A 17948-nucleotide genomic window follows, 5' to 3' on the forward strand; every position below is an offset into this window, starting at 1 on the left:
ATCCGTAACGTGAGCCTAGCGATAATCCTGCGGGAGGCCAACCACGGATTTGTACCCGTGGCAGTGCGGTTGTAGCGATTTTTCAGGTGGCGCTTCGGATGTCCTGAAACGCGGCGAGCGCCCGGTCGCGTGCAAAGCCATGCTCGATGATGGGGGCAGGGTAGGTCACGCCCAGCTCGATCCGTGCCTGTGACAGCGCCGCTTGCGGAGCAGCGAAAGGTCGGTGGACATAGCGTGCATCGAGATCGGCCAGTTCCGGAACGAATTGCTTCACATAGTGTCCTTCGGGATCGAACTTTTCGCCCTGGAGCACGGGGTTGAAGACGCGGAAGAAGGGCGAGGCGTCGGCACCGGAGCCGGCGACCCACTGCCAACTGGCGGCATTCGAGGCAGGATCCGCATCGACCAGCGTATCGCGGAACCACCTCTCGCCGTGTCGCCAGTCGATCAGAAGATCCTTGATCAGGAAGGAGGCGGCAATCATCCGGACGCGGTTGTGCATATAGCCATGGCGCCAGAGCTGGCGCATGCCGGCATCGACGATGGGATAGCCGGTCAGCCCCTTGGTCCAGCGCCGGAAATGATCGTCATTGTCCAGCCAGGAGAATGCGTCGAAGCGACGGTCGAGGTTGCGCCGGTCCAGATCAGGATTGTGAAACAGAAGATTGTAGGAGAATTCGCGCCAGGCGAGTTCCTTGCGAAACGTGACGACATCGTCGACCGGCGTGTCGGTCAGGCCACGTGTCGCATGCCATATCCGCGCGGGCGATATCTCGCCGAAGGCGAGGTGCGGTGAGAGCAGCGAGGTACCGGCTTCCGCCGGCAAATCCCTCGCCGTCTTGTAGCCGTCGAGCGTATCTTCGACAAAGGTCTGCAGGCGGTCCGAAGCACCGTCCTCGCCCGGAGACCAGATTTCACTGAAGGTCGAAGCCCAATCGGGTTTCGTCGGTAGCAGGTCCCACTGTTCCAGGCTCTCGGATCCAGGCCATCGTTGTGGCGCCGCAATCGAAACTGGCGGATCGATCGGTGCCGGCGGTTCGCCGCTTGCTTCGAGCGCGCGCCAGAAGGGCGTAAAGACCCTGTAGGGTCCGCCCGTCTTGTTGAAGAACCGGGTCGGCTCGTGCAGCAACTGACCGGCGAAGCTGCTCACCGAAAAGCCCTGCTCGAGCAGCGCCTTTTTAAGCGGCGCATCCGTCGCCATGCCGCTTGGATCATAGCGGCGGTTCCAGAAAACGCTGGTGCCGCCCGTTTCTCGCGCTATGTCCTTAATAACCTCGAACGGCTCGCCTGAGCGAAAAAGGAGATCCGACCCGATGTTTTGCAGCGATGTGCGAAGCGCCGATAGCGAATGATGCAGCCACCAGCGCTGCGCGGAGCCCAGCGGCCCGTTGCCGCTGTCGGCGGGCTCGCGAATATAGAAGGGAATCACCGGCACGCCATCGGCGCATGCAGCCGCGAGCGCGTGGTTGTCGCCAAGCCTCAGGTCCTTGCGAAACCAGATCAGAATGGGCGATGCCGAATTGGCGCTCATGACATTCCTCTGTGAGGTAGTCTGTGGACGGCGGCACCATAGCCGCAAAATGAAAAAGAGCCATTCGGGCGTTACCGCGAATGGCTCTTTTAGAAACTGGCTCCCCGGGCCGGATTCGAACCGGCGACCTGTCGATTAACAGTCGAATGCTCTACCGCTGAGCTACCAGGGATCATCTGCGGTTTGTGTCCTGCAGAAGTTCTGCGCGGTTTGTGTCCTGCAGAAGTGAGGCTGCTAATACAAATGCTTTTCCGATTTGCCAAGCGGTTTTTTCAAAAAAAGTGAGAAGTTTTGTTGCGAGCCTGTGGAGAAGCCCCCAATTGTGGGAAACGCAGGCGGATAGGGAATGATGAATAAAAACAGAAAACAGACGCATTTCGGCATAGACCCCCACACCCGGCAGATCGTGCTGGGCAAATGGCGCCTGGCGCTGCCGGAATCACCGCTGCTGCGCATGCTCGTGGGCGGTCTTTTGATCCTTGGCGGTTTTCTCGGCTTTCTGCCGGTGCTCGGCTTCTGGATGGTGCCCTTGGGTCTGCTGATCCTTTCACATGATATTCCGTCGGTTCGACGCCGTAGACGCAGGTTCGCCGTCTGGTGGGCCCGCCGTCGCGGCCGCCCGGGCTCTCCGAAGGAATAGCCTGTCTTTCTGAAGGGCGGTTACGTTGTCCTCCATCCACACCCCCGGAGCACTCCCGCATTCGGGGCGCCGGTGAAAACCATTCGGCAATGCATCGGTCGCATAATGCCGGCCGAATCAAAGGATGGGGCAGGATGGGTAAAGCCACGACAAGCCGCGGGCGTCGCCGCGGCAGCCGGACAAGGAAGCAGGGTGGTATGCTGCCCTGGTATTTCGCTGCCGTGGTCATCGTCGGCGGCGTCGTTGTCTATGATCACCGTGCAAAATTGCCGGAATTTCCCGGCGTTTCGCACCTCTTCGCTTCAGCGCCGAAATCGACCGCGACCGTAAGGGTCGACGAACGGCCGAGGGCCGATGTCCGCACCGCCCTGCCGACCGTGTCACACAAGACAAAGCCGATCGACGGGCCGGTACCGACCGTCAATGTCGGACTGGCAGCGCCAACTCCTATCGAGCGTCCGATCGCGCAGCCGGCAACCGTCGAGCCAAAGGCGAACCAGTTCTACTTCTGCGGGACCCGCAACGACAATTGCGTCGTCGATGGCGGAACGTTCCGCTATCGCGGAGAAGAAATCCGCGTTGCCGACGTCGATGCGCCGCGAATCAAGACGGCCAGCTGCGACAGCGAGCGCGCGCGTGGCTTTTACGCCAAGCAGCGATTGCGCGAACTCTTGAACGCGGGAGATTTCCGGCTGATCGAGGCAATCGGCCGAAGCGACGACAAGAACAGTGAAAATCTGCGCGTGGTGATGCGCGATGGCCGCTCCCTCGGTGCCGTACTCGTGTCGGAGGGGCTGGTTCGGCCCTGGAAGGGCCAGCCGACGCCCTGGTGCTAGGGGCGGGAGCATGTGCTGGGCACGCAGCCGTGCACATCACCAGCGACCTTTGGGCCGACGTGGTGAGCATGTCTGGTGCATCTGTTCGGCGTGAAGGTCGAGGCGGCGGCCTCATGCGCCATCAGTTTAATGGGTGCGACGGAAAGCGTGTGCAAACCGAAAAAACCATCACATTCAGAATGAACCCTCTTGCAGTCTTTCTACATTCATTCTAAACGCTCGCCACGACTTGATTACATCAGTCGGTGAGGCCTCGTGGCGGAGTGGTGACGCAGAGGACTGCAAATCCTTGTACCCCGGTTCAATTCCGGGCGAGGCCTCCAAATGTTTCTCTGAGAAAGAAAACATTGAGATAGCTGCACCGGCTATCGTCTGTCGCAGGTCAGCGGACCTTGCTGAGATTTCACGATCTTACTACCAGATTGCCAGCGGTTGCCTCCAGACGGTGACGTCTGACCTTCACTGAGCGACAGGACGGCGTAACCGGCGCAAGATCAGATAACCGGCCAGGCCGCTGACGAATGGCGTGATCGCTCCGAAACGAAGCCAGGGCGCCGCCGCCTGCCGATCCCCATCAAAGTAGGTCTGGAGGATTTCGACAGCGACAGCAGTCATCATCATGGACAGCGCCAATTCGAGAAGGTGAATGCCGCCGAAAGCCAGCAGTTTCGCGCCGAATCCTGTCCTGGGAGCGATTGCCGCTATGATGATCGTGACGATCGTCGCGCGAACCAGCGGTGCAATCTGCAGCTAACCGACCGGGATCTCGTGCATGTACGCGATCTGAGACAGTGCGACCGCTCCGATCGCTGCAGCCACGCACAGAGCAGCAATATTGAACGCGAGCGCCTTCATCAGCTTGGCGAAGGTGGCGAAATCGTCCTTCTGTCAGATACGTCATTCGTCTTCAGGTCGGCTGAGCGGTAATTTTAAATGCGGAAGGGTGGTTCGTGCGGCAAGTCGGACCAATTTACCTCCCGCGGAAGGACGGCGGCCCTCCAGCCGATGATCGTAGATATCCGCCCGTCAATCTTGCTTGCTTCATCTATGCAACCCAAAAGCCGGTGACAGGCCGCCAGCCGCTTGATCTTCTGATTATCGTATTGCGGGAATAAATAATAAGAACACGATAAGGTTGTCGAGATGGGAGATTTGTCTCCCATCTGTTTTTGTATCGCGGCCTTGAACATCAAGGCAGGCTCATGCTGGGGACGCTGGACTGCGCGATACGGGCCGAAGCAACAGTCGGCTCGGCAGGGGCCAGTGCAGGCTGCTACTTTGTCGGTCGCACGAGTGAGATGACCCGTGGCTTCGATGGTGCATCCAGCCATTCGATCCACTTGTCCCGTTCCTCGATCGTGTCGAAGAACCGCCAGAGCTTGTACTCTTCATCGGTCGTTTGCAGCATCTCTCCGATGGAAACGAGTTCCAGGGGCAGCGTCACCTCGTTGCCGTCAAAGCGGATGAAATAGATCCCTTCGGCAGCGAGGCGAATGACCTGGCCCGTGCCGTAGCTTCCATCCGGGTCGTCGACCGTGAAGTACATTCCGGTCAGCGTTTCATAGACTTTGTCGTTCATCGATTTCTAAAGCCAGTTCAAAGAGTGCAGGTCAAAGGACGTTCGCCCGCCGTTCGGATTAAGGCAAGCTGAAATCTGCGGGCGTCCACATGCGTTGCGCGTGCGGTCGCCTTGGTGCGCACGGTCAGTGGGGCGACCGAAAGGCATTCGTCGACCTTCGCAATGGACGCCTGTCGAATCCTTGACAGGCTTTCCAGTCACTCTGCCGGCGTGAAACGCAGTGTGCCTGCGAGCCTCGGGCCAGTAGAGCCCTTGGTGTCCATCGGGTGGTTGATGCCGTCGTTGACGGGCAATTCGGTGAAATCGAATGGGCTAATGCCTTCGAGACATGCGGCGTTCACGCCGTAGAAATCCGGGTTCGAGCGCGGCTTGTGAAAGGTGTAGATGCCGCATTTCGAGCAAAAATAGTGCTCTGCGGCATGGGTGTTGAACTGATACTTGGTGAGGGCGTCCTCGCCGGAAAGCACAGTTACGCCATCCTTGGCGGCCGAAACCACGACGGCACCCTTCAACTCGCAATAGGAGCAGGTGCACCGGCGGGCGGTGCGCAGGCCGTCCTTCAGCTTCACATTGAACCGGACCGTCTTGCAGTGGCAGGCGCCATCAAGCGCCTGAATGTCGAGGTTCATGGTCTCATCCATCTGAAATTGTGTCTAATTGTTCGTCTTCCATAGGGCATGCCATGAGGCATGCTCAAGCGCATTCGCGTGCAACGGCCAATAAGCCGCCCGCAATGAACGGTCGCGCGCATTTCCAACCGTATGCCGTCGCGAACCGGATCGGCATCGCGACTGTCGGGCGTAGAAGGTCGCTCGACTGCGGGCGACCACCTTCCATCGAACGGGACCGATTGTGGCAAGCGCCACGATGCGGCAATGAATGCCCGCACTCGCTCGCCTGTCGGTCAATTGAGGCCGTGGTTCAATTCTCCTGAACGGAAACCCCGTCCTGGCCAATCTTGATTTCGACACCGGCCGGTTTCGTTTCTTCGCGATAGGCATAGACGCCGAGCCCGACGACGGCCACGGCAAGGGCGGCGATGACGAGATAAAGGCCATTTCGGTTCATTCAGCAGTTCCTCTCATGGGGCATGGGAGGGGGTAGTTAGGCCGCGAACGGCGAAAGGCAACGGCACGTCCGTCGATTGAGGCCGGGCAAAGGCCGAGGCGGCAGTGTGCGACGTGTCGCGGCTGTCCTGCGATACGAACGACCCAGAACCGATCAACCGCCATCTGACATGGAAACGAACGTCAGGAAGTGTCTGCGGGCCAGGATGGATGGAAGGCGGTTTTCGCTGCTAACGCCGCGAAGGCCGGCTGATCGCTGCATGGCAAGCTTCCACTGGTTCCGTGACGTCGGGCCGCTCGACGCGCCGTTTTCGGAAGTGACAGGCGTCGCCTTCGCCACGTCGCCAACCAAAGTTTAAATTGAGTAAAATCAATATCAAACCATTTCCGGACGCCATCGTGCGACTTGTCGCCGTTCGCCGTTGCTGCCGTTACATGACCGACCCGGAAATGGTTGTGACGCAGCTCTTGTCACCGGAAAAAATATTGTCTCTAGACGGTAACGGGAATGAATATTCCGTCGATGCGACCCGTATAGGTGGTGTCAAACAAAGCCGACAATGGAGGAAATGACATAAAATGAAATGTAAGATCGCCCTGACCGCACTTGCTCTTCTTGCTGCAACGACGAGCGCTGCAAGCGCCGAGGATCTCGTCTTTCAGCTCAAGAACAAGACGAAGGCTGTTTTGACGAACTTCTACACATCGCCTGTTGGCGTCGACCAGTGGGAGGACGATGTCTTTGGACGGCAAGTGCTCAATCCCGGCGAGAGCATGGAAATTACCATCGCCGACGGACGCGACGTCTGTAAGTACGACATGCGCTTCGAGTTCGAGGAAGGTTCGGGTCTCGACACGACCGAAGACACGCAGGACCTCTGCGAGCTCGGCGAGTACTCCATCCACGAATAAGAATCCGCAAGCGCGCAAGCGCTCGGATGGATATCCGGCGTCTCGCTACCCCAGGGGTGGCGAGACGTTCGCATTCGGGAGAACGGTGGCGATGACGGCGCAAAGCGCCATTCGGGCCTAATGGTAGCGGCGGATCAAGCCGACCAGCTTGCCCTGTATCTTGACGCGGTCGGGTCCAAAAATTCGTGTCTCGTAGGCCGGATTTGCGGCCTCCAGCGCAATCGACGCGCCCTTGCGACGAAAGCGCTTCAAGGTCGCTTCCTCGTCGTCGACGAGGGCAACGATGATGTCACCGGGGTTGGCAGTCGTCGCGTTGCGAATGATCACGGTATCGCCGTCGAAGATCCCTGCCTCGATCATCGAATCGCCCTTTACCTCGAGAGCGTAGTGATCGCCGGTACCGATCATGTCGAGCGGAACGGAGATGTCGTGGGTGTTGTTCTGTATGGCCGAGATCGGCACGCCGGCGGCGATGCGACCCATGACCGGCACCGACACCGAGCTGTTGTCGGCAACGGGTGGTGCCTTAGCCGGAGCTGGGGCGGGGGGCTTGCCGAGGCTGCCTTCGATGACGCTCGGCGAAAAGCCGCGACGGGGCTGTGTGTTCGCCGCATAGGCTTCAGGCAGCTTGATGACCTCAAGTGCGCGTGCGCGGTTCGGCAGCCGTCGGATGAAGCCGCGCTCTTCGAGCGCCGTGATCAGCCGGTGAATGCCCGACTTGGATGCCAGGTCCAAAGCATCCTTCATCTCGTCGAAGGATGGCGGTACACCGGACTCCCTCATTCGTTCGTGGATGAAGAGAAGCAATTCCTGTTGCTTGCGGGTCAGCATGGCCAGTCGCTCCAGAAGCGTGAAACAAATCAAGAACAGACACTATCTGTTCCATATGTGTTCCGCAAGTGCCTAAAATTTGGTGAATGCTGCGGCTGTCGACGCGGAATTGGCTGGAGCCGGCGATCGCGAGGCTCTGTGCTGCCACGGGCCGCGGCGCACGGAGTAAGGTTGCGATGCAGGAATTGATTCGGGTCCTGTCGCCGATCGTGAACGTGGTCGCTGCGATAGTGGGCCCCGGTTTCGGTTGATACCAATATGTCGATACCGTCGGAAGACCGTTCGACGCGGTTGGCATCGTCTGGAGTGCAGCGATTCGGTGCCTGATCGATCAGTGGGTGGCGCGCGGCCAAAGTTGGCCTGTGGCACGGTGATTCCGCCCCATGGCTGTACCGACGCCGACGGGGGGATCTGGACGTAAGTTCGTCGGCACGCTCGCCACGCGATGAAAGTCGCGTGCCTCAGGCCGGTCGCGTGGCAGAGCAGGCGTCTTCGAATTCCTTGACGGTTTCAGCTGAATTGTCCTGTGGCAACACGGCGTCCGCGGCATCAGTCGCCACGGGTGTGTCCCCCTCGAAGACGAAGGACTGGATGTAGTAGGCGATCGCACCCTTCCAGACGTTGCGACCATCGATCTGCTGGCAAGGGACTGCAGATTCGAAATCGGCCTGCAGGTCATCGACCGTCGCTGCACTGAGGGCGATGTTTGGCGATGCGATAATCGAAGCAATGAGCAAGGCTGCGAGCACGATGAACGTCCGAAAGATGAGGAGTGAAGCCGGTAGATTGGTTAACGATGTGAACCGCGCTTTCGTTCCGAAGTCCAGCAAGCATGCCGCGCAGCCAGGCGTGTTCAACAGTTCTTTGAGAAGGTCGATAACGGCGCTTCGAGTTGTGGCATTCAGAGCACATTTCCTCGCGACGAACGGACCGGTCTGCGATGCCGTGCTGCGATTGTTCCGGTGGGGGCAAGCGCACGAAGCGTGATCGGCGCAGGCCGCTTGCCCCTCGCGCAGCTTGGGCGAGCGATGCGTTTAGGCTCGCAACGCTCGCCAGACTGTTGCGCCGACCGTGTCGTCCCGCAATTCAGCAAAGACGCACGGATGGGGCGGTCGACAGCCAGCGAAGATGTCTCATGCGCGTCTGGCGCAGAGATGACCGGGTGCGATTTTACTTCTTGTCCTTCTTGCCGGCCGGGAAACTGCTGCCGGCAAGTTTGACCTGCGAGCCTTCGGTTGCAACGGTCGTTTTGACGGCTTTGTCCTTTTTGGGCTTTCGAACCTCGCGGTTGCTGCGGACTTGACCTTTTGCCATGTTCGTCTCCTTGGAAACGCGTGCCGGGGGCCCTCCTGGGCTCCGAATGACCGGTAGCTCAGCCTGCATCGATACGCGCTTAAGTCAATGACGGCGCAGGTGGAATGATGGCTATTGAGACGCGATGCGTCGTCATGACAGGTCGGGCGGCGATGCCGTTGTCTTCTTCAGTTTCCGCCGCGCCGTGGCGATGCGGTGGAGGGGCCGATAACGGCGGCAACCTCTGTGATCCTGTTGGCGGGAAATCCGCCGCGTTCGGCGTGCTCGCGAATGACGTCGGCGCTCGGTGCTTCGTGAACGCAATAGATCTTGTCGCCGGCCACGTAACTGGTGATCCACGTATAAGGCACGCCAAGATCTGCGACGACAGCGTTGGACTTGGCCGACAGCGCGCAGAGATCGTCCTGGGTGAGCTTGTCGGCGCCAGGTACGTCACGTTCTATGATGAAGGTTGGCATCGCTCAGTTCCTTGACTGGTTGATGGCTGTATTTCAATCAATTCTAATGAAGTGGGAGCAGCCGGTTTCGGATTCAAGGCGTGCCGCGGCGATTTCGCCGGATGCGACTGACTGTGCCACGCCCACGGCCAACGTCGCTCTCGACCGATGGAGGTCTGGCGGAGTGCATGGAGAGATCAGGGGGGCGGTGAATTGGCCCGCGTGTGTCGTCGAAGGATGCAGAGGTTTTCTCAGCCCGAAACGGAATTGCGACCGCCCGACAGCGGTCGCGACGGCACCCGGTGGGGCGCCAAGCGCCTATCGCAACTCAGTAGCTGAGGCGGAAGCCACCGGGGCTTGACGCCGACGGATCAGGAACCGGATTTGGACCCTGCCATTGAGCATAGGTGGTGTTGGCGTCGCCGGTGCTTGCGCAGCCAGACAGCGCGAGAACAGCAAAAAAAGCGGCAGTTGTCAGGTATTTAAGAGGCATGGTTTTCTCCAGTTTTGGGAGATTGCCCAGGCCTCGATGGGCCGGAATCAGACTTTCCCTCAAATCACCTGACATGGCAAGCCGACCGACGTGCTGCCTCAGCAATGCACACGCATCTGTTGCCGCGCCGCAGGGCGTGGCTTCCAAAACGGCTATGCTCCAGCCGTCGCCGCGTCAGGGCAATTGGGCGACGAACGAACTCAATGGCAGAAAATGAAACAGGTGATGGCGGAGGAGGTGGGATTCGAACCCACGGTACGCTTTCACGCACGCCGGTTTTCAAGACCGGTGCCTTAAACCGCTCGGCCACTCCTCCGGGCAGGGCGTTATTGCGCGAAGCCTTGCCGCTTTGCAAGATTTAACATGCACTCGGAAAGATTTTCTTCCTGCGCGGATCAGGGATCCGGCCTCGCTAACCATTCGTAAACCATAACTGGAGATTTCGGGTGGGCGGCTGTGTGTCGGTTCGCAATTTTGCCTTGTTGCTGTCATGTTTAATCGACTGTTCCGTTTCGGGACGCCGAGATTTCCGCTGGGGCAAGAGCGGGAGGTTTCGAGTACGGCTTGTTCGATTGATGTTGTGGGACAGATGACATCCAGTAAAAATGCGGCATATCTGATGAGGGGATTGCGCCTTGCGGCGGTTCCCGTGTTTTGCGCAGCGCTTGCGGCTTGCGGGTCGACGTCCAGTGTCAGCAAGAGCAAGCCGAGAAGCAAAGAATACTTTCCCGAGTCGGTTTATGGCGTGAAGGCCAGCCCCCGTGTCGCCACGGGCAAGAATATCCCGAAGGGCGGCGGCCGGTTTCAGGTCGGCAAGGCCTACCAGGTCAAGGGCAAGTGGTATCAGCCGAAGGAAGATTTCGGCTATAACAAAAGCGGCATGGCGTCCTGGTATGGCGCAGCATTCCACGGGCGCCTGACAGCCAACGGCGAAGTCTACGACAAATATCATCTGTCTGCCGCGCATCCGACGTTCCCGCTGCCAAGCTATGCCCGCGTCACCAATACGGAGAACGGCACGTCCGTCATCGTCCGCGTCAACGATCGCGGTCCTTACGAGTTCGGTCGCATCATCGACGTATCCTCGAAAACGGCAGATCTGCTCGATATCAAGCGGAAGGGCAGCGCCAAGGTTCGGGTACAATATGTCGGCCGGGCGCCGCTCGAAGGAAACGACATGCCCTACCTGATGGCGTCCTACGTCACGAAGGGCGATCGCAGCCCGGGTGTCATGCCTGAAGGCCAGATCGCGACCGGTGTGATGGTCGCCTCCAACGAGCCGATGCGAAACCAGCTCGGCACGCTCACCATTCCGGCCAAAGCCTCGCTCGATACCAGTGGTCCGGTGACGGCCCTTGCGGCGCCCGTTCCGCAGTTTGCCACGCCGCAGTCGCTGGAGGAATTCGTGATGCTGCCGGAGATCGGACCGATCCCGCGCGAGCGTCCGGAATACATCCCGATGCCGGACGGCAACATGGCCTATGCGGCCGCCTATGTGGAGGTGCGGGTAAGCGACAAGGCTTCGCCGTTCGAGGCGATCATGGTCGAGACCAATCCGCTGACCCCCGACGCGATCGTCGCGCATGCGAAGCGGCAGGGCCGAGCGGGTTCGATCAGGTAGCCCGGAGCGTTGTACCATTCTGACGACGCTGCTATGCCCAATGGGAAACCGGAGTTTCCCATGCGCTTGAAGTTGCTTTCGGTCGCCTTTGGATTGGCGGCGTTGCTGGCGGGAACGGCCGCTGCCCAGACGCCGCCTGTGGCCTTCGATACCAAGGCCAAGCAGATCCTGCTGGTGGACGCCGAAACCGGCACCGTCCTGTTTTCCCGCGCCGAAAACGATCCTGTCCCGCCCGCCTCGCTTGCCAAATTGATGACGATGGAAGTGGTGGCCGAAGCCATCGCAAAGGGCGAAATCTCGGCTGAAACCGTCTACGACGTTTCCGAGCATGCGTGGCGCACCGGTGGCGCGCCCTCCGGCACATCGACGATGTTTGCGGCGCTGAAGTCACGCATCCGCGTGGCCGATCTGCTGCAGGGCATGGCCGTTCAGCTTGCCAACGATGCCTGCATTATCCTTGGGGAGGGTATGACCGGCAGCGAAGCGGCCTTTGCCGACAAGATGACGGCGCGCGCGCGCGAACTCGGCATGCCCCTTGCCACTTTCCGCAACGCGACCGGTCTTCCCGATCCGCAAAACCAGATCACCATGAGCGAACTGGTAACGTTGACCCGTCATCTGCACGAGGCGCATCCCGATTTCTACAGGCTCTACGCGCAGCCGGAGTTCGAGTGGAACAAGATCCTGCAGCGCAACAAGAACCCTCTGATCGCCGCCAATGTCGGGGTCGACGGTCTCGCCACGGGTTTTGCCGAGGGCTATGGCTTCTCGCTGGCCGCGTCGATGCAGCGTGGTGACAGGCGGGTCTATCTCGCGATGGGCGGGCTTGCGACCGACAAGGAGCGCACCGAGGAGAGCCGCAAGGTGCTCGACTGGGCGATGACGGCATTCGAGAAGCGGCGGATTTTTACGGATGGCGAAGCGATCGGCGAGGCGAGCATCTATGGTGGCGCCGCTTCACATGTGGCGCTTGTCGCGGGCGGCCCGGTCGACGTGCTGTTGCCGGTCGACAATCCGGAGCGGCTGACCGCGCGTGTCGTCTATAAGTGGCCGCTGCGAGCTCCGGTCGAGGCGGGCGCTGAAGTTGGCGTCGTTCGGCTCTGGAACGGCGAAAAGCTGCTACGCGAAGTCCCGGTCAAGACAGCCTCGGCCGTAGACAAGGGCACGCTTGCAAGCCGCGCGGTCGACGCGCTGCAGGAATTGCTCTTCTTCTGGCTCTAACAAAACCGGCTTCGGCGGTTTCATCGGTGGGGCCAATCGGCTACACAGGGCCAAATCGCATGCGATATAGGAAAGCACTGTGCCGCTGGCAAAAGGTCTGTTTGTAACATTCGAAGGCGGGGAAGGGGCCGGCAAGTCGACGCAGTTGCGGCTGCTAGCCGATTCGCTGCGCACGCTCGGCCACGAGGTGCTGACGACACGCGAGCCTGGCGGATCCGTCGGGGCGGAGGCGGTGCGCCATGTGCTGCTGTCGGGAGCGGCCGAAGCCTTTGGGGTCCGCATGGAGGCCATTCTGTTTGCAGCGGCGCGTAGCGACCATGTCGAAGAAGTCATAAGGCCGGCGCTGTCCAGGGGCGCGATCGTGCTTTGCGACCGGTTCATGGATTCTTCGCGCGTCTACCAGGGCATAACAGGCAATCTGGAGCCGGCCTTCGTCGAGACGCTCGAACGGGTCGCGATCAACGGTGTCGTGCCGGATCGGACCGTGATTTTCGATCTGCCGGCGGCGATCGGTCTGGAGCGCGCGCAACGTCGCGCGGGCGACGACAGCCCGGACCGCTTCGAAAAGGAAGAGTTGGAGACGCACGAAAAGCGCCGCGAGGCCTTTCTCGATATCGCCAATGCAGATCCGGGCCGTTGCCGCGTGATCGATGCGACGCAATCTGCCGAGGCGATCGCCGCCGAGGTGCTTGGCCTTCTGGAAAGCCTGCTCGCTGATGTCGAGGCGCCCAGTCCCTCGAATGAGGGGGCAGCCCCATGACGACGGAAACGCCAGGTGTGCTCGAAGGGGCAATTTCCCCCGTTCAGAACGACCGCCTGTTCGGCCATGAACAGGCCGAGGCGTTCCTGGCGCAGAGCTACCGGTCAGGCAAGGGGCACCATGCGATCCTGATCGAGGGGCCGGAAGGGATCGGTAAGGCGACGCTTGCGTTTCGCTTCGCCAGTCACATCCTCAATCATCCGGACCCGGAAAATGCGCCGGAGAGCCTCGCGGATCCGGACCCGACGTCGATTGTCAGCCGACAGCTGGCTGCCGGCGCGTCGCACAATCTTCTGCATCTGACGCGACCGGTCGACGAGAAGACGGGCAGGGTCAAGGGTGCCATCACGGTCGACGAGGTTCGAAGGGCCGGCAAGTTCTTCGCCCAGACGTCCGGCACTGGTAACTGGCGCATCGTCATCATCGATCCCGCCGACGATCTCAACCGCAACGCGGCCAATGCCATCCTGAAGATTCTCGAGGAACCGCCGCGCCGCTCGCTGTTTCTGGTGCTCACCCACGCGCCGGGCAAGTTGCTGCCGACGATCCGTTCGCGCTGCCTGCCGCTGCGGCTGAAGCCGCTGGAGCCGGCGGCGCTGCGCCAGGCGCTGGGCCACCTCGGTTTCGATCTCGAGAGCGAGAATGCTGCGCGCGTCCTGGCCGCTGCCAATGGTAGCGTCGCCGAGGCGCTGAAGCTGATCAACTACGGCGGTCTGGAGATCACCGCGACCTTCGAGGCGATCCTTGCAGGGCAGGGACCGGCGATCCGCAAGGACATGCACAAGCTGGCCGATGTTCTCTCGGGAAAGGACAGCGAAACGATCTTCGACTTCTTCACGTCGTTGTTGACCGGCCGGCTGATGCGGGAGGCCCGCGATGCGGCCGTCGCCGGCGATATCATGCGCGCCGAACGCTTTGCCCGGCTTTCGGCCATGAGCGGCGAGCGTCTCACCGTCAGCGACGCCTATAACCTCGATCGCAAGCAGACCATTCTGTCGCTGCTGGATGACGTGAAGGCAGCGCTATAGTTCGACCTGAAACCGCCATTTGCGTTTGATCGCCGCGACAAGATCGAGATCATGATGGTGTGCGAAAAGCAGCACATGCCCGAGCAGGTCCGCTGCCTCGTCCGCCATGTCCGTGCGCAGATCGTCCTCTGATTTCCCATGGCGCCTGCCGCGACCGGTCCGCTTGTTCCAGGCCTGGGTGAGTTCGCCGATTTCCTCCTGCATCTTCAGGATAAACCAGTCCGCATCCCGCTCGATGCCGTTGTCTTCGGCGTAGCGGGCAGATGCCGCCTCGAATTGGCGTTCCAGACGACGCAACATGGTGATTCCTCTCTCTTTGTTTCCTGTTTGTTCTATTTCGGTGTTTGCTTCAGCGCAAGCAGGGGCGGGGCATGACTGATGCCTCGCATCGGGGCTTTTCTGCCATCTCCCGGTTCCTTCCCAGCGGCGTATGCGCTAAGAGCGTCGTTAGCTTCATCCGAGATAGATTGAATCCGCCTATGAGAGACACGTCCCCCTTTTACATCACCACCGCGATTTCCTACCCGAACGGCAAGCCGCATATCGGCCACGCCTATGAGTTGATCGCAACGGATGCGATGGCGCGTTACCAGCGCCTGGACGGGCGCGACGTCTTCTTCCTGACAGGCACCGACGAACACGGCCAGAAGATGCAGCAGACGGCGCGCCGCGAAGGCGTGACGCCGCAGGAACTCGCCGACCGGAATTCCTCGGAGTTCCAGCAGATGGCTGTGCTTCTGAATGCATCGAACGACGACTTCATCCGAACCACGGAGAAGCGTCACCACGATGCGTCGCAGGACATATGGATCCGCATGGGTGAGGCGGGCGACCTCTATAAGGATTCCTATGCCGGCTGGTACTCCGTGCGCGACGAAGCCTACTACCAGGAAAACGAGACAGAGCTGCGCGCCGATGGCGTGCGCTATGGTCCTCAGGGCACCCCCGTCGAATGGGTCGAGGAGCAGAGCTATTTCTTCAAGCTGTCGGAGTATCAGGACAAGCTCCTGAAGCACTATGAAGAGAACCCGGATTTTATCGGCCCTGCCGAGCGCCGCAACGAGGTGATCTCCTTCGTGAAGTCGGGGCTCAAGGATCTGTCGGTGTCGCGCACCACTTTCGATTGGGGCATCAAGGTGCCGAACGATCCCGGCCACGTCATGTATGTCTGGGTCGACGCGCTCACCAACTACATCACTGCGACCGGCTATCTCGATGACCCGCAGGGACCGCGCGCCAAATTCTGGCCGGCCAACATTCACATCATCGGCAAGGACATCATCCGTTTCCACGCGGTCTATTGGCCCGCATTCCTGATGTCGGCCGGCCTGCCGCTGCCCAAGCGCGTCTTCGCGCACGGCTTCCTGCTCAACAAGGGCGAGAAGATGTCGAAGTCGCTCGGCAACGTCGTCGATCCCGTCAATCTTGTCGAACATTTCGGTCTCGACCAGATCCGCTACTTCTTCCTGCGCGAAGTCTCCTTCGGCCAGGACGGAAGCTATAGCGAAGAGGGGATCGCGACCCGCATCAACTCCGATCTTGCCAACGGTATCGGCAATCTGGCAAGCCGCTCGCTGTCGATGATCGTCAAGAACTGCGATGGCCAGATCCCGGTCTGCGGCGCACTGACCGACGAAGACAAGGCAATGCTTGCGGCTGCCGATGCTCTGCATGACATTACCCGCGACGAAATGGGAAAGCAGATGATCCACCGCGCGCTTGCGGCGATCATCGCGGTTGTTTCCGAGACCGATCGCTATTTCGCCGGCCAGGAACCATGGGCTTTGAAGAAGACCGATCCGGCGCGCATGGCGACCGTGCTCTACGTCACGGCAGAGGTCGTGCGTCAGATCGCCATTCTCTTGCAGCCGTTCATGCCGGAATCGTCAGGAAAGCTGCTGGACCTCGTGGCGGCCCCGGCCGACAAGCGTGACTTTGCGGCATTGGGCGAGGCCGGCCGTCTCGTCTCCGGCACGCCGCTGGAAGCGCCGAAGCCGGTCTTCCCGCGCTACGTGCCGCCGGAAGCACAGTAAGGCGCGTCGGCATGCTTATCGATACCCATTGCCATCTGGACTTCCCCGACTTCGAGGCCGAGCGCGACGCCATCATCGAGCGTGCGCGTGCGGCCGGCGTCGGTCAGATGATCACGATCTCGACCCGCGTGAAGCGGTTCGACACGATCCTTGCGATCGCCAATGCCTATCCGAACGTCTTCTGCTCCGTCGGCACCCATCCGCACAATGCGGATGAGGAGCTCGACATCACCGTCGACGAACTCGTCAGGCTTTCGGCTCACCCAAAGGTGGTGGCGATCGGCGAGGCGGGTCTCGACTATTTCTACGACAACGCACCACGCGATGCGCAGGCCGAAGGCCTGCGCCGGCACATCGCGGCAGCGCGCCAAACCGGGCTGCCGCTCGTCATTCACAGCCGCTCGGCTGACGACGACATGGCGGCGATCCTGACCGAGGAGACGGGGAAGGGCGCCTTCCCTTTCCTCTTGCACTGCTTCTCGTCGGGACCGGATCTGGCGCGCGTCGGCGTCGAACTCGGCGGCTACGTGTCCTTTTCGGGCATTCTGACCTTCCCGAAATCCGAGGAATTGCGCGAGATCGCCAAGACCGTTCCGCATGACCGGATGATCGTCGAAACCGACGCGCCTTATCTCGCGCCGAAACCCTTCCGCGGCAAACGCAACGAACCGGCCTATGTGGCGCATACGGCCGAGGTGCTTGCCGATACGATCGGCGTTTCGCGAGACGAGATTGCGACGCTTACGACCGCAAACGCGCTGCGCGTTTTTTCCAAGATGCCGAGGCTCTGACGTGGCATTCAGGCGCGCCTTCACCATTCTTGGCTGTGGGTCGTCGCCCGGTGTGCCACGCATAACCGGTGATTGGGGTGCCTGCGATCCCCAAAATCCGAAGAACCGTCGCATGCGCGCGGCCTTGCTGGTGGAGCAGGTTGCGCCGGATGGCGGCAAGACGACGGTTGTCATCGATACCGGTCCGGACTTTCGTGCGCAGATGGTGGCTGCCAATGTCCGCCACATCGATGCAGTGCTTTATACGCATTCGCACGCGGATCATCTGCATGGCATCGATGATCTGCGCGGGTTTGTCATTGAAAACAAGAAGCGCGTGCCGATCTGGGCGGATGCCTTTACGATGGGCCGGATCCGCGAAGGCTTTCGCTATTGCTTGGAATCGCCGCCTGGCAGCGGTTATCCGCCGATCGTCGACGGCCACATCATCGCTGACGATTTGTCGCCGGTCATCATTACAGGGGCGGGTGGGCCGATCGCCTTCCAGCCGCTGATGCAGTTTCACGGCAATATCCACTCACTCGGGTTCCGCGTCGGCGACTTTGCCTATTGCAGCGACGTCAGCGACTTTCCACCGGAAACGATCGCAAGACTTGGCGGCCTGGACCTGCTGGTCCTCGATACGCTGCAATACAAGTTCCATCCGAGCCATCTGTCGCTGGTACAATCGCTTGGCTGGATCGAGCGGCTTCGTCCGAAGAGAGCGGTGTTGACGCACATGCACGTGCCGCTCGATTACGATACGGTCCAAGGCGAAACGCCCGACCATGTCGAGCCGGCCTATGATCTGATGCGTCTGGAGTTTGACGTCGACGTCGCCGCGATCGGCGACGCCTGATTTTCATTTAATGTGA

21 protein-coding genes and 3 tRNA genes are annotated in these 17948 nt (G+C 60.5%); 11 read left to right on the forward strand and 13 right to left on the reverse strand.

Annotated features, from left to right (window positions below):
* Positions 1-82: 82 nt before the first annotated feature.
* Together RTP54_RS08525 and RTP54_RS08530 are read right to left on the reverse strand one after the other, a co-directional pair.
* Complete coding sequence (locus RTP54_RS08525) at positions 83-1531, reverse strand: deoxyribodipyrimidine photo-lyase (RefSeq protein ID WP_312361979.1); 1449 nt, start codon at positions 1529-1531, stop codon at positions 83-85.
* Positions 1532-1628: 97 nt separating this feature from the next.
* Positions 1629-1703, reverse strand: a tRNA-Asn gene (locus RTP54_RS08530).
* A 174-nt stretch (positions 1704-1877) separates the two neighbouring features.
* Here RTP54_RS08530 and RTP54_RS08535 point away from each other — a divergent pair.
* From RTP54_RS08535 to RTP54_RS08545, 3 genes are all read left to right on the forward strand, one after another.
* Positions 1878-2171 carry a hypothetical protein gene (locus RTP54_RS08535; protein WP_409517093.1) on the forward strand — a complete coding sequence of 98 codons (294 nt, stop codon included), beginning with the start codon at positions 1878-1880 and terminating at the stop codon, positions 2169-2171.
* A gap of 134 nt (positions 2172-2305) precedes the next feature.
* The gene (locus RTP54_RS08540) at positions 2306-3007 is read left to right on the forward strand and encodes a thermonuclease family protein (protein ID WP_312361980.1); all 702 of its coding nucleotides are present in this window, start codon (positions 2306-2308) and stop codon (positions 3005-3007) included.
* 249 nt (positions 3008-3256) lie between these two features.
* Positions 3257-3330: transfer RNA gene (locus tag RTP54_RS08545), tRNA-Cys, on the forward strand.
* A gap of 136 nt (positions 3331-3466) precedes the next feature.
* Here RTP54_RS08545 and RTP54_RS08550 read toward each other — a convergent pair.
* From RTP54_RS08550 to RTP54_RS08565, 4 genes are all read right to left on the reverse strand, one after another.
* A complete protein-coding gene (locus tag RTP54_RS08550; RefSeq protein WP_312361981.1) occupies positions 3467-3628 on the reverse strand; it encodes a hypothetical protein in 162 nt (53 codons plus the stop codon).
* Between the two features lie 652 nt (positions 3629-4280).
* Entirely contained in the window at positions 4281-4586 is a 306-nt protein-coding gene (locus RTP54_RS08555; protein WP_112805118.1) for a hypothetical protein, read from the reverse strand.
* A gap of 197 nt (positions 4587-4783) precedes the next feature.
* The gene (locus RTP54_RS08560) at positions 4784-5215 is read right to left on the reverse strand and encodes a GFA family protein (RefSeq protein WP_312361982.1); all 432 of its coding nucleotides are present in this window, start codon (positions 5213-5215) and stop codon (positions 4784-4786) included.
* A gap of 292 nt (positions 5216-5507) precedes the next feature.
* Positions 5508-5654: a hypothetical protein gene (locus RTP54_RS08565; protein WP_312361983.1), complete on the reverse strand. Its 147-nt coding sequence runs from the start codon at positions 5652-5654 to the stop codon at positions 5508-5510.
* 578 nt (positions 5655-6232) lie between these two features.
* Here RTP54_RS08565 and RTP54_RS08570 point away from each other — a divergent pair.
* Positions 6233-6565: a hypothetical protein gene (locus RTP54_RS08570; protein ID WP_112815461.1), complete on the forward strand. Its 333-nt coding sequence runs from the start codon at positions 6233-6235 to the stop codon at positions 6563-6565.
* Positions 6566-6682: 117 nt separating this feature from the next.
* On the opposite strand, the gene lexA is transcribed toward RTP54_RS08570, so the two are convergent.
* The 6 genes from lexA to RTP54_RS08600 form a co-directional block, all read right to left on the reverse strand.
* Entirely contained in the window at positions 6683-7396 is a 714-nt protein-coding gene (lexA, locus tag RTP54_RS08575; RefSeq protein ID WP_312361984.1) for a transcriptional repressor LexA, read from the reverse strand.
* A gap of 461 nt (positions 7397-7857) precedes the next feature.
* Positions 7858-8226 (reverse strand): hypothetical protein, encoded by a 369-nt coding sequence (locus RTP54_RS08580; protein ID WP_312361985.1) that lies wholly within the window; start codon positions 8224-8226, stop codon positions 7858-7860.
* A gap of 340 nt (positions 8227-8566) precedes the next feature.
* Positions 8567-8710, reverse strand: coding sequence for a hypothetical protein (locus RTP54_RS08585; RefSeq protein ID WP_312361986.1), 144 nt, complete (start codon positions 8708-8710; stop codon positions 8567-8569).
* A gap of 167 nt (positions 8711-8877) precedes the next feature.
* The gene (locus RTP54_RS08590; protein WP_112815462.1) at positions 8878-9168 is read right to left on the reverse strand and encodes a DUF4242 domain-containing protein; all 291 of its coding nucleotides are present in this window, start codon (positions 9166-9168) and stop codon (positions 8878-8880) included.
* A gap of 307 nt (positions 9169-9475) precedes the next feature.
* Positions 9476-9787 carry a hypothetical protein gene (locus RTP54_RS08595; protein WP_312363268.1) on the reverse strand — a complete coding sequence of 104 codons (312 nt, stop codon included), beginning with the start codon at positions 9785-9787 and terminating at the stop codon, positions 9476-9478.
* Between the two features lie 79 nt (positions 9788-9866).
* Positions 9867-9956: transfer RNA gene (locus tag RTP54_RS08600), tRNA-Ser, on the reverse strand.
* Between the two features lie 273 nt (positions 9957-10229).
* On the opposite strand from RTP54_RS08600, the gene RTP54_RS08605 reads away from it, so the two are divergent.
* From RTP54_RS08605 to RTP54_RS08620, 4 genes are all read left to right on the forward strand, one after another.
* Positions 10230-11261, forward strand: a complete 1032-nt coding sequence (locus RTP54_RS08605) for a septal ring lytic transglycosylase RlpA family protein (protein ID WP_112805107.1) — start codon at positions 10230-10232, stop codon at positions 11259-11261.
* Between the two features lie 60 nt (positions 11262-11321).
* On the forward strand, positions 11322-12482 hold the full coding sequence (locus RTP54_RS08610) for a D-alanyl-D-alanine carboxypeptidase family protein (RefSeq protein WP_312361987.1): 1161 nt from the start codon (positions 11322-11324) through the stop codon (positions 12480-12482).
* Between the two features lie 79 nt (positions 12483-12561).
* The gene (gene tmk / locus RTP54_RS08615) at positions 12562-13242 is read left to right on the forward strand and encodes a dTMP kinase (RefSeq protein WP_112815465.1); all 681 of its coding nucleotides are present in this window, start codon (positions 12562-12564) and stop codon (positions 13240-13242) included.
* The gene (locus tag RTP54_RS08620; RefSeq protein ID WP_112815466.1) at positions 13239-14270 is read left to right on the forward strand and encodes a DNA polymerase III subunit delta'; all 1032 of its coding nucleotides are present in this window, start codon (positions 13239-13241) and stop codon (positions 14268-14270) included. Before tmk ends, RTP54_RS08620 begins: the two co-directional genes overlap by 4 nt.
* Here the strand turns inward: RTP54_RS08620 and RTP54_RS08625 are convergent.
* Positions 14265-14570, reverse strand: a complete 306-nt coding sequence (locus tag RTP54_RS08625) for a pyrophosphatase (protein WP_312361988.1) — start codon at positions 14568-14570, stop codon at positions 14265-14267. The two genes, RTP54_RS08620 and RTP54_RS08625, sit on opposite strands and share 6 nt — an antisense overlap.
* Positions 14571-14749: 179 nt before the next feature.
* Between RTP54_RS08625 and metG the strand changes: the two genes are divergently transcribed.
* The 3 genes from metG to RTP54_RS08640 are packed head-to-tail and all read left to right on the forward strand — an operon-like array spanning position 14750 to position 17932.
* A complete protein-coding gene (metG, locus tag RTP54_RS08630; protein WP_112815468.1) occupies positions 14750-16303 on the forward strand; it encodes a methionine--tRNA ligase in 1554 nt (517 codons plus the stop codon).
* Between the two features lie 11 nt (positions 16304-16314).
* A complete protein-coding gene (locus RTP54_RS08635) occupies positions 16315-17094 on the forward strand; it encodes a TatD family hydrolase (RefSeq protein ID WP_112805095.1) in 780 nt (259 codons plus the stop codon).
* A gap of 1 nt (position 17095) precedes the next feature.
* Positions 17096-17932, forward strand: a complete 837-nt coding sequence (locus RTP54_RS08640) for an MBL fold metallo-hydrolase (protein ID WP_112805093.1) — start codon at positions 17096-17098, stop codon at positions 17930-17932.
* Positions 17933-17948: the final 16 nt, after the last annotated feature.

Source organism: Ensifer sp. (assembly GCF_031989085.1).
Lineage (GTDB): Bacteria > Pseudomonadota > Alphaproteobacteria > Rhizobiales > Rhizobiaceae > Ensifer.

Bases quoted from the DNA above. Each gene is read 5' to 3' on its own strand.
- RTP54_RS08605 (WP_112805107.1), top strand. From the start codon at position 10,230: ATGACATCCAGTAAAAATGCGGCATATCTGATGAGGGGATTGCGCCTT.
- RTP54_RS08610 (WP_312361987.1), top strand. From the start codon at position 11,322: ATGCGCTTGAAGTTGCTTTCGGTCGCCTTTGGATTGGCGGCGTTGCTG.
- RTP54_RS08535 (WP_409517093.1), top strand. From the start codon at position 1,878: ATGATGAATAAAAACAGAAAACAGACGCATTTCGGCATAGACCCCCAC.
- RTP54_RS08620 (WP_112815466.1), top strand. From the start codon at position 13,239: ATGACGACGGAAACGCCAGGTGTGCTCGAAGGGGCAATTTCCCCCGTT.
- RTP54_RS08550 (WP_312361981.1), bottom strand. From the start codon at position 3,628: ATGATGATGACTGCTGTCGCTGTCGAAATCCTCCAGACCTACTTTGAT.
- RTP54_RS08565 (WP_312361983.1), bottom strand. From the start codon at position 5,654: ATGAACCGAAATGGCCTTTATCTCGTCATCGCCGCCCTTGCCGTGGCC.
- RTP54_RS08625 (WP_312361988.1), bottom strand. From the start codon at position 14,570: ATGTTGCGTCGTCTGGAACGCCAATTCGAGGCGGCATCTGCCCGCTAC.
- RTP54_RS08540 (WP_312361980.1), top strand. From the start codon at position 2,306: ATGGGTAAAGCCACGACAAGCCGCGGGCGTCGCCGCGGCAGCCGGACA.
- RTP54_RS08555 (WP_112805118.1), bottom strand. From the start codon at position 4,586: ATGAACGACAAAGTCTATGAAACGCTGACCGGAATGTACTTCACGGTC.
- RTP54_RS08585 (WP_312361986.1), bottom strand. From the start codon at position 8,710: ATGGCAAAAGGTCAAGTCCGCAGCAACCGCGAGGTTCGAAAGCCCAAA.
- RTP54_RS08560 (WP_312361982.1), bottom strand. From the start codon at position 5,215: ATGAACCTCGACATTCAGGCGCTTGATGGCGCCTGCCACTGCAAGACG.
- lexA (WP_312361984.1), bottom strand. From the start codon at position 7,396: ATGCTGACCCGCAAGCAACAGGAATTGCTTCTCTTCATCCACGAACGA.
- RTP54_RS08525 (WP_312361979.1), bottom strand. From the start codon at position 1,531: ATGAGCGCCAATTCGGCATCGCCCATTCTGATCTGGTTTCGCAAGGAC.
- RTP54_RS08590 (WP_112815462.1), bottom strand. From the start codon at position 9,168: ATGCCAACCTTCATCATAGAACGTGACGTACCTGGCGCCGACAAGCTC.
- metG (WP_112815468.1), top strand. From the start codon at position 14,750: ATGAGAGACACGTCCCCCTTTTACATCACCACCGCGATTTCCTACCCG.
- RTP54_RS08570 (WP_112815461.1), top strand. From the start codon at position 6,233: ATGAAATGTAAGATCGCCCTGACCGCACTTGCTCTTCTTGCTGCAACG.
- RTP54_RS08635 (WP_112805095.1), top strand. From the start codon at position 16,315: ATGCTTATCGATACCCATTGCCATCTGGACTTCCCCGACTTCGAGGCC.